Annotated in this window: 7 protein-coding genes; 3 read left to right on the top strand and 4 right to left on the bottom strand. The window is 61.5% G+C overall.

Features of this window, described 5'->3' with window-relative positions; translation table 11 throughout:
- The 3 genes from VIW95_RS05365 to VIW95_RS05355 form a co-directional block, all read left to right on the top strand.
- Positions 1-736 (top strand): glycoside hydrolase family 88 protein (locus VIW95_RS05365; protein WP_331584392.1); only part of this gene is annotated, 736 nt, incomplete at its 5' end.
- On the top strand, positions 733-1,788 hold the full coding sequence (locus tag VIW95_RS05360; RefSeq protein ID WP_331584391.1) for an isocitrate/isopropylmalate dehydrogenase family protein: 1,056 nt from the start codon (positions 733-735) through the stop codon (positions 1,786-1,788). The genes VIW95_RS05365 and VIW95_RS05360, both read left to right, overlap by 4 nt.
- Before the next feature lie 116 nt (positions 1,789-1,904).
- Positions 1,905-2,888 (top strand): alpha/beta hydrolase, encoded by a 984-nt coding sequence (locus VIW95_RS05355; protein ID WP_331584390.1) that lies wholly within the window; start codon positions 1,905-1,907, stop codon positions 2,886-2,888.
- 190 nt (positions 2,889-3,078) lie between these two features.
- On the opposite strand, the gene VIW95_RS05350 is transcribed toward VIW95_RS05355, so the two are convergent.
- The 4 genes from VIW95_RS05350 to VIW95_RS05335 all read right to left on the bottom strand — a co-directional run bounded on the left by VIW95_RS05350 (position 3,079) and on the right by VIW95_RS05335 (position 7,428).
- Positions 3,079-3,459: an EthD domain-containing protein gene (locus VIW95_RS05350; protein ID WP_331584389.1), complete on the bottom strand. Its 381-nt coding sequence runs from the start codon at positions 3,457-3,459 to the stop codon at positions 3,079-3,081.
- Positions 3,460-3,466: 7 nt separating this feature from the next.
- Positions 3,467-4,708, bottom strand: coding sequence for an NAD(P)/FAD-dependent oxidoreductase (locus tag VIW95_RS05345; protein WP_331584388.1), 1,242 nt, complete (start codon positions 4,706-4,708; stop codon positions 3,467-3,469).
- Between the two features lie 5 nt (positions 4,709-4,713).
- Positions 4,714-6,180, bottom strand: a complete 1,467-nt coding sequence (locus VIW95_RS05340; RefSeq protein ID WP_331584387.1) for a hypothetical protein — start codon at positions 6,178-6,180, stop codon at positions 4,714-4,716.
- Between the two features lie 204 nt (positions 6,181-6,384).
- On the bottom strand, positions 6,385-7,428 hold the full coding sequence (locus VIW95_RS05335) for a hypothetical protein (RefSeq protein WP_331584386.1): 1,044 nt from the start codon (positions 7,426-7,428) through the stop codon (positions 6,385-6,387).
- Between the last annotated feature and the right edge of the window lie 15 nt (positions 7,429-7,443).

Raw genomic sequence — 7,443 nt, 5'->3', positions numbered from 1 at the left:
GGATGTCTGGATCGACGTAACCTACTTCACCGCGCCCGCAATGACGCTGCTCGGACGAATCTTGCACGACGCCGCGATGCAAGATCGCGCGCTCGATCAGATGATCCTTCATGCGGATCATCTCGTCGATTCCCGCACCGGTCTTTTTTGGCACGTCGCCTATGGCGAAAAGAAGTCGCCTTCGCCGTGCTTGTGGGCTCGGGGCAATAGTTGGTTTTCGAATGCCGCGCTGCATGTGCTGGATGAGATTGATAAGGAGGCTGAAGCAAGCGGACGCTTTGCCGACAAGGTTGAGAAAATCCGGAAAGCACTTGCGCGTCAACTAAATGCGATTGTGCGGCTTCAGGACAATAGCGGACTCTGGCATACGGTAATCGATCGTCCCGATTCGTACCTCGAGGCCTCGGCGGCGGCGGGATTCGCACTAGCGCTTGGCCGCGCGACGAGAAGCAGACTAGCAGGTCTTGATCGCGAGCTCGCCGAGGCATCGTACGCGCGCGCGCTGGCTGCTATCTGCGCGAAGATAAACCCGGACGGAGAATTCGTCGGCGTGTCCCAGCAGACCCCGCCCGGAGACTTTGAGCTTTACAACTCGATCGAGATTGGAACAGCGCCGTTCGCAACGGGTCTGTGCCTAACGGCGCTGTCCGAGGAAACAATCCGCCTCGCATTATCAGAGGCTATTAGCGGGCTACACGAGGCTATTGGCCGGCATAAATTGGAAATCAAGCGATGACCAACAAAACTGTCGTAGTGCTGCCGGGTGACGACGCGGCGCCGGAAGCGATGGCGGCGACGATGGACATACTGCGCGCGCTGAAACTGCCGATCGATTACGTCGAGTTCCCGCCCGGCGAGAAATGGGTGCGTGGCGAGACCGAAGCGGCCGCGCGCAAGGCAATCGACGCGTCCGACACGACGCTGTTCGGGTCCACCTCGGGCAAGACAACTGCGATTACCTATCTACGATGGGGCAAGCAAACCTTCGCCAACGTGCGGCCGGTGCGCTACTCGAAGGGTTTTGCGAGTCCGCTGGCCAGGCCCGAGGGAATCGATTTTGTGATCGTGCGGGAGAATCTCGAGGACCTGTATCTCGGGCTCGAGGGGCCGCTCGAAGCGTTGGCGCCGCTGAAGCTGATGAGCAAAATACTGCGCGCGCCGCTCGACACGTCGGAGCGCGGCATCTACGCGATCAAGGTGATCACCGAGCGCGCGACGCGGCGCGTGGCCGAGTTTGCCTGCCAGCTTGCGATCAAGCGCAAGCGCGCCGGGGGCAAGGGCAAGCTCACCTGCACCTCGAAGTACAACATGCTGCGCGAGTCCGACGGCCTCTTTCGCAAAATCGTCGAGGAAACTGCGGCCGGCTATCCCGAAGTAAAGTACGAACAGTACATAGTGGACGACTTCGCGCGACGGCTGGTGCAGTCGCCGCACGATCTGGATGTAGTGGTCGCGCCGAATCTCTACGGCGACATCCTGTCCGACGCGGCGGCCGGAACTATCGGCGGGCTGGGTCTTGCGCCGAGCGGATGTTACGGCGCGGACTACGCCTACTTCGAATCGGTGCACGGCACGGCGCCCGATATCATGGGGATGGGAATCATCAATCCGTCGGCGACGATGCTCTCGGCCGCGTTGATGCTCGACTACCTCGGCTTCAGCGCCGACGCGTCGCGGCTGGACGCTGCTGTGCGCAAGGTTTACGCCGACGGCCGCGTCCTGACGCCCGACCAGGGGGGCACCGCAAAGACTTCGGAGTTCACCCGCGCCGTAATCGCAAATCTGTAGCCACGTGATCTAATGTGAAACCCACCGTGGGTTTCACGCTTCCTTGGGCAGGGGTAACCCCTGCCCCTTAATCATGGAGAAAAACACGATGCGCAAACACACGCGAGGCAGATTTAATGTCCAATTTTAGTTGGCCACAAGGTCGTTCCGTCAAAATTGCGGCACGCGCCAAGCAGCCTTCGATCAGTCTTACTGTTCATGAGACTGGCGATGGACCAGCGGTTGTTTTCTGTCATGGGTTTCCTGAACTGGCCTATTCGTGGCGGCATCAATTGCCCGCCGTCGCGGCCGCAGGCTTTCGCGCTATCGCTCCCGATCAGCGGGGATATGGCGATTCGAGCGCGCCGCCTGCCGTCACTGACTATGGTCTTACCGAGCTGACGGGTGACATGGCGGGACTGCTCGACGCACTGAAGATCGAGCGCGCGATCTTCGTCGGCCACGACTGGGGCGGCTTCGTCGCATGGGCGATGCCCTTGCTGTATCCCGAGCGCACTGCGGGCGTCGTCGGCGTCTGCACGCCGTACATGGCAATCCCGCCGACCTCGGTGATGCGCGCGGCGGTCAACGGCAAAGACGAGCGCATGTACATCCTGTGGTTCCAGGAACCAGGGCGCGCGGAAAGCGTGATGGACCGGCAAGCGCGGCTTATATTCGATCGCCTGATGCGCGCGCCGCTCTCGCCGGAGGAATCCGCCAAGCGCGTGATGGCGAGCGGCGAACCGGATATGAACCCCTTCCGCCGCATCGAGGAGTTGAGGCCCGACACCGCGCCGATTGTTACCGCCGAAGAACTCGATGCCTATGTGAGCGCATACGAGAAGAGCGGGTTTCGCGGCGGAATCAACTGGTATCGGAATATCGATCGCAACTCGCGCGAGCATCCTGAGATTGGTGTCGCGAAGCTGGACCTGCCGTGCCTGATGATCACCGCCGAGTGGGACGGTGCTCTGCCGCCGCGAATGGCTGCAGGGATGCCGGCGCTGTGCTCGGATCTTGAAATGCACAATATCGAGCGCGCGGGGCATTGGGTTCAGCAGGAGTTTCCGGATGAGGTGAATCGGACGATTGTCGATTGGTTAAAGCGGCGGTTTAAGTAGGTGCAGCCCCTCAACCAATCGCAGGAGAAAGCGTTTGGCTGCTCGACGATGCCGGTTTGGCCAGTGACGAACGCAGGAGCGTCCGTCGAGATTCTTCGCTACAGCAGCTTTCGCTCAGAATGACACGTTAGGTCGCTCAGTTTTTTGTGTCATCCTGAGCGCAGCGAAGGATCTCGCGCTTCCAGCGCGCCTACTTGGTGTAGTCGAAGATTTCGTGCTCTTCGGTCAGGAAGATTGAGGAGCGCTCGAAGTCGATGAATTTCGATTCGTCTTCGAGCAGTGCGCGGGCCGCCTCCGCGCGTTGCTTGATATCGCCGCCCGAATTGAAATCCTCGAGACTGTCCCACCAAACTTCGGTGATTCCGTCGTAGGTCTCCTTCATCCTGGGACGGGTGGTGCGGATTTGTTGGCCAGCGTCTTCGAAGACGGTGTGGCTCTGCACGTATTTCTTCGCGCGCATCGATTTCGCGAAGCCGCGGACCAGCGGTCCGTGTTTCTTCAGCCAGTACTCGTGAAAATCTTTTTCGGAAACGTCCGCGCGCTTTCGGATTACGTAAACGAGTTTGATCATAGCAACCTCACATGGCGCGTAGCATATCGAGTATCTTCTCGTCGAACATTTCAGCCGGCAGGACCTCGGGTCCGACGAAGGCCACCGGTGCGAGATCGGGGAAATTGTTGTGCAGACGCTCTTCACGGACTTTGATCCGCCGCTTGAGCGCATGGTCGCCGAATTCCACGCTCATTATCGAGAAGGTCGAAGCCGTCAGCCTGAGCCGGCGCATCCGCTCGCTGCGCTCCTCGGCGTAGGGTCGAAACTTTTCAGGCGTCCAGTCACGATTTTCGAGCATCAGATCGCGCACGATGCGCACGTCGCGGTAGCTGATCGAAAGGCCCTGCCCGATGATCGGATCGTTGTGGCCGGCAGCGTCGCCAATCAGCACGACGCCGGGGACGTAGGGCACGTCGGTCCAGGTGTCCTCGTTGCCGTAGGAATTGCAGGGCCCCGATGGAGTGCCATTGGCGAGGTGTTCGCTGCGCGGGACGGTCGCGAGGCGGAACGCGTCGAGAAAGCGCGCCTGGTTGTCGGCCCCGGCGAAGCGTCTCTTGTCCTCGGTCGAGTAACAGATATAGAGACGCACGCGCTCGGGCGATTGCGGGAACGCGAGAAAGTTGATGCGCGCCTCGGTGCCGAAGATTTGCAAATCGGCAGGCCATCCGATGGTGTTGTCGACCAGCATCCCGGCCATCAGGTGATGCGTCGGATCGCGATGCTGCTCGATGCCGGCCTGCGCACGCACGACGGAGTTGCGGCCATCGGCGCCGATGACGATACGCGGCGTCAACTTGCGCTCGATACGGTCGTGCCTGAAACGCACTTCGGGCGCGCTTCGTGCGGCTACCTGCAAGTCGGTCACGCCGCGAATCAGTTCGGCGCCTGATTTCATTGCTTCGGCGTTGAGCAGATCGCACATCACAGGATGCCGCATGCATAGCGGCGGCTTGAAACCGGCGTTCTCGAAGGCGTTGAAAGCGAGCAGCTGAGCTTCGGCAGTCGCGGGATCGATATCGTCGCCGTAGCCGATGTGACGGCCGAGATGATGCGCTCCGGCGGCGAGCAGCGTTTCATACAAGCCGAGGCGCTGCGTTTCCGCGACGCCCCAAGGCGCGAGCCATTCGCCGCGCACGTGATCGACGTGCACCAGCGACTTCTCGAGGATCGTCACGGCGATGCCGGCTCGAGCGAGTACCGTCGCGAGCGCGCTGCCACCGATTCCAGCGCCGACGATTACGACCTCGGGGTTAGTGTGTGTTTCCATGCGGCTCAGTTCACGACGGTGTCGAAATGTGCGGTCTCGATTTTGCCCGCGCGTTTGAACTGTAGAAAAATCCGGTAGTGCCCGGGTTTGGGAAAACCATAGGGCATCGACAGCTCCGGCGAAATGGCCGGCGTAGGATTCAGGTTCGTATCGGACATGTTCATGCCCGCCATTGAAGCGGGCGCGCCTGAGTTGGCGCTCGCCATCATCAGCGCGGCCATCGGGACCGAGCCGGACGGGTGGATGTGGGCGAACACCTGCAGGTCGGAGCTCATGATCTCGGCATGCGCGGCCATTCCCATGTAGGGTTCCAAACCGGTCGCAGGCTTGCCGTTTTGATCCTGCACTTCGAAGCGCAGGATCATCGGCACGTTCGCGCGCAAAGCTGTGCTGTCGCGATGCCACACAACGCGCGTGCCGTCATCGAGTACATCGACGGTGGAATCAGAAGACGAAATGAGAGTGGGTGCCTGGCCGCCGCTGTCGTCGCCGCTGAGCGGCGTGCCGCTTATCTGTGGCAAGTCGATCGAGCCGATCAGCGTCCATGGAAATCCGCTTTGGTCCACTATGTCCGCGAACACGGTGTAGCGCCCGGGCTCGAGCGACGGGAGCGCATCCGCGAACGATCCATCGGGCTGGCGAGCCGGATGCAGATGCCAGATGCGGTCGAGGGCGGGAGTGCGGACGAGGAACAGATGCATCAGGTGTCCGTGGTCGGGGACGATGCCGTCCATCACATTGAACTTCAGCCAAACCCCGTCGGTTGGCGATGGACGAAGCGCGAGGCGATTGCGATCGACCAGCGTCAACGAGAGCCTGGGCGGCTTGAACAGCGCGGTAATCGCCGCGTAGCTTCGCGCGTCGGAGTTCCACCACACAAACGCGAGATAGAAGATCGCAGCGGCGACGACCGACATGATCGCCATCGCGCGCCATCCGCGGCGCTTGAGCTCGGGCGTGACCGGTGCACCCGGTGCGAGGCGCGATTCGCGAGCGGCCGCGCCGACGATCGAAATCGCGCCGATAGCTAGGGCGATCGCGAGCGTCAGCAGCAATCCGCCGAGCGCCGGCGGCATCGGGAGCATCCGGCGCGCGGCAGACGGAACAGGGACCGACATTTGCGCCTGACCATGCGCACCCGCGACGTTTATCAGCACTCGCATCGAGCCGTACTCCATCAACCACAGACTCGAGGTGAAGAGGTGCGGGTCGATTGGCGAGCGCTGCGCGACGTCGGCCACGGGCGCATACTGCGAACCCGCGCCTGCGAGGCGCGTCACAGCAGTGCTGACCTGACGCACGTCGTCGGAGCCGGCGCGAATCTGCACGTCGGCAACGCCGGGGATTACCGCGGGGACGTTTACCGTCACGAAGAGGTGGTAGGGCCCGGCGTCGCCTTCGTAAAAGACGTTGGGACTGCCGACGTGCGCATTGGCGGGAACTGCGAGCAGCAGGACAGCGACCGCGAGCATCGCTGCGCGGCGGCGGACGGATTCAGAATAGGAGCAGAATCTTGAGTCGCGCGCAAAAGAGCGCGCTGTATAAGGACCCTCACCTTCGATCCTCTCCCTTAAAGGGAGAGGGGAAGAATTCGGAGTCTGCTTATTCATACCATCTGTAGGTAGTGGGCGGTTTTGAACCGCCCACTACCCATTTGGGAGGGAGCGGCGCGCGCGTCAGCGCCGGACGGTGCGCATCCAGTTGCCCAGCGCCATTCCGAGCGAGCAGAAGATGATCGACATCACGAGCGCGATCATCATTCCTTCTCTGAATGCAGCCCAAGTCTTATCCAGATACGCGAAATGGTAGGGGTTGTAGAGCATATTGGCGGCGTCGGAATACCCGAAATAGTTGGCGCCGAAAACCTGATTGCGCGCGGCCGGTGAGATCAGGAAGTCCGCAAACGGCCACTGCGCCGCGACGAACGCCGCGATGAAAACGAATCCGGCGGCGATCGCGGATTTCCAGCCGCCCCACTTCTCGCCCATCCACGCGCGCAACAGGTCGAGCGCGAACGCTGGCACGATCACCAGCACGGGAAACCACAGCGGCACCATGTGCGTGATGTTCTGATAGACCGGACCGAGCTTCGGCGCCGCAGGGAACAGCGGGAAGATCCACAAACCCGCGAGGAACAGCGCGGTGTAAATCGCAGCCATCGTGGTCGCCGGCCAGCGCTTCTTCGAGACGACTGTTATCGCGATCAGTCCTATCGGAAACGCGGTCGCCACCGCGCGATAAAAGCTTGAGCTGTGCATGAATTCCATCGGCGTCGATTCGAGGATGAACAGCGCCGAGCCCGCCACGACGATGCCGCCGATCGCGAGCAACAGCCAATCGAGCTTGCGCTGATAGGCGCCTGTCGCGCGGTTGAGATGCGCGCACACCAGCAGTAACGCGCCTAGCTCGATCATCAGCTCGCCGATGCCCAGCATCGAGTGCGGCAGGCTTACGATTTTGACATCGAGTCCGTAAGCGTTATGCCACCAGTTGTCGAACGGCGCCGACGTGAGCATCGCGAATCCGCCCCACGCCGCCATGAAACATCCGAGCGGGCCGCGAAAGCCCCAGACCGAGATGCCGGAGTCTTTGGCTTCCTGCGAGGCGCCGAAGGTGGTCGAAAGAATCGCGTAGCCGCTGGCGACTCCGGCGAGCACGCCCGCGAGGTAAATCATCATGTGCGCGGGAGTCCAGAAGCTGTCGCGGCCAATTTGAGACATGCCACGAGATGTCCC

Origin of the sequence: Binatus sp. (SeqCode) (genome assembly GCF_036522015.1) — a bacterium.
Classification (GTDB): Bacteria; Desulfobacterota; Binatia; order Binatales; family Binataceae; genus Binatus.
This window is presented reverse-complemented; position numbering and strand designations above follow the sequence as displayed.

Coding starts and splice junctions, on each gene's coding strand:
- VIW95_RS05355 (WP_331584390.1), top strand. CDS start 1,905: ATGTCCAATTTTAGTTGGCCACAAGGTCGTTCCGTCAAAATTGCGGCA.
- VIW95_RS05345 (WP_331584388.1), bottom strand. CDS start 4,708: ATGGAAACACACACTAACCCCGAGGTCGTAATCGTCGGCGCTGGAATC.
- VIW95_RS05335 (WP_331584386.1), bottom strand. CDS start 7,428: ATGTCTCAAATTGGCCGCGACAGCTTCTGGACTCCCGCGCACATGATG.
- VIW95_RS05350 (WP_331584389.1), bottom strand. CDS start 3,459: ATGATCAAACTCGTTTACGTAATCCGAAAGCGCGCGGACGTTTCCGAA.
- VIW95_RS05360 (WP_331584391.1), top strand. CDS start 733: ATGACCAACAAAACTGTCGTAGTGCTGCCGGGTGACGACGCGGCGCCG.
- VIW95_RS05340 (WP_331584387.1), bottom strand. CDS start 6,180: ATGCTCGCGGTCGCTGTCCTGCTGCTCGCAGTTCCCGCCAATGCGCAC.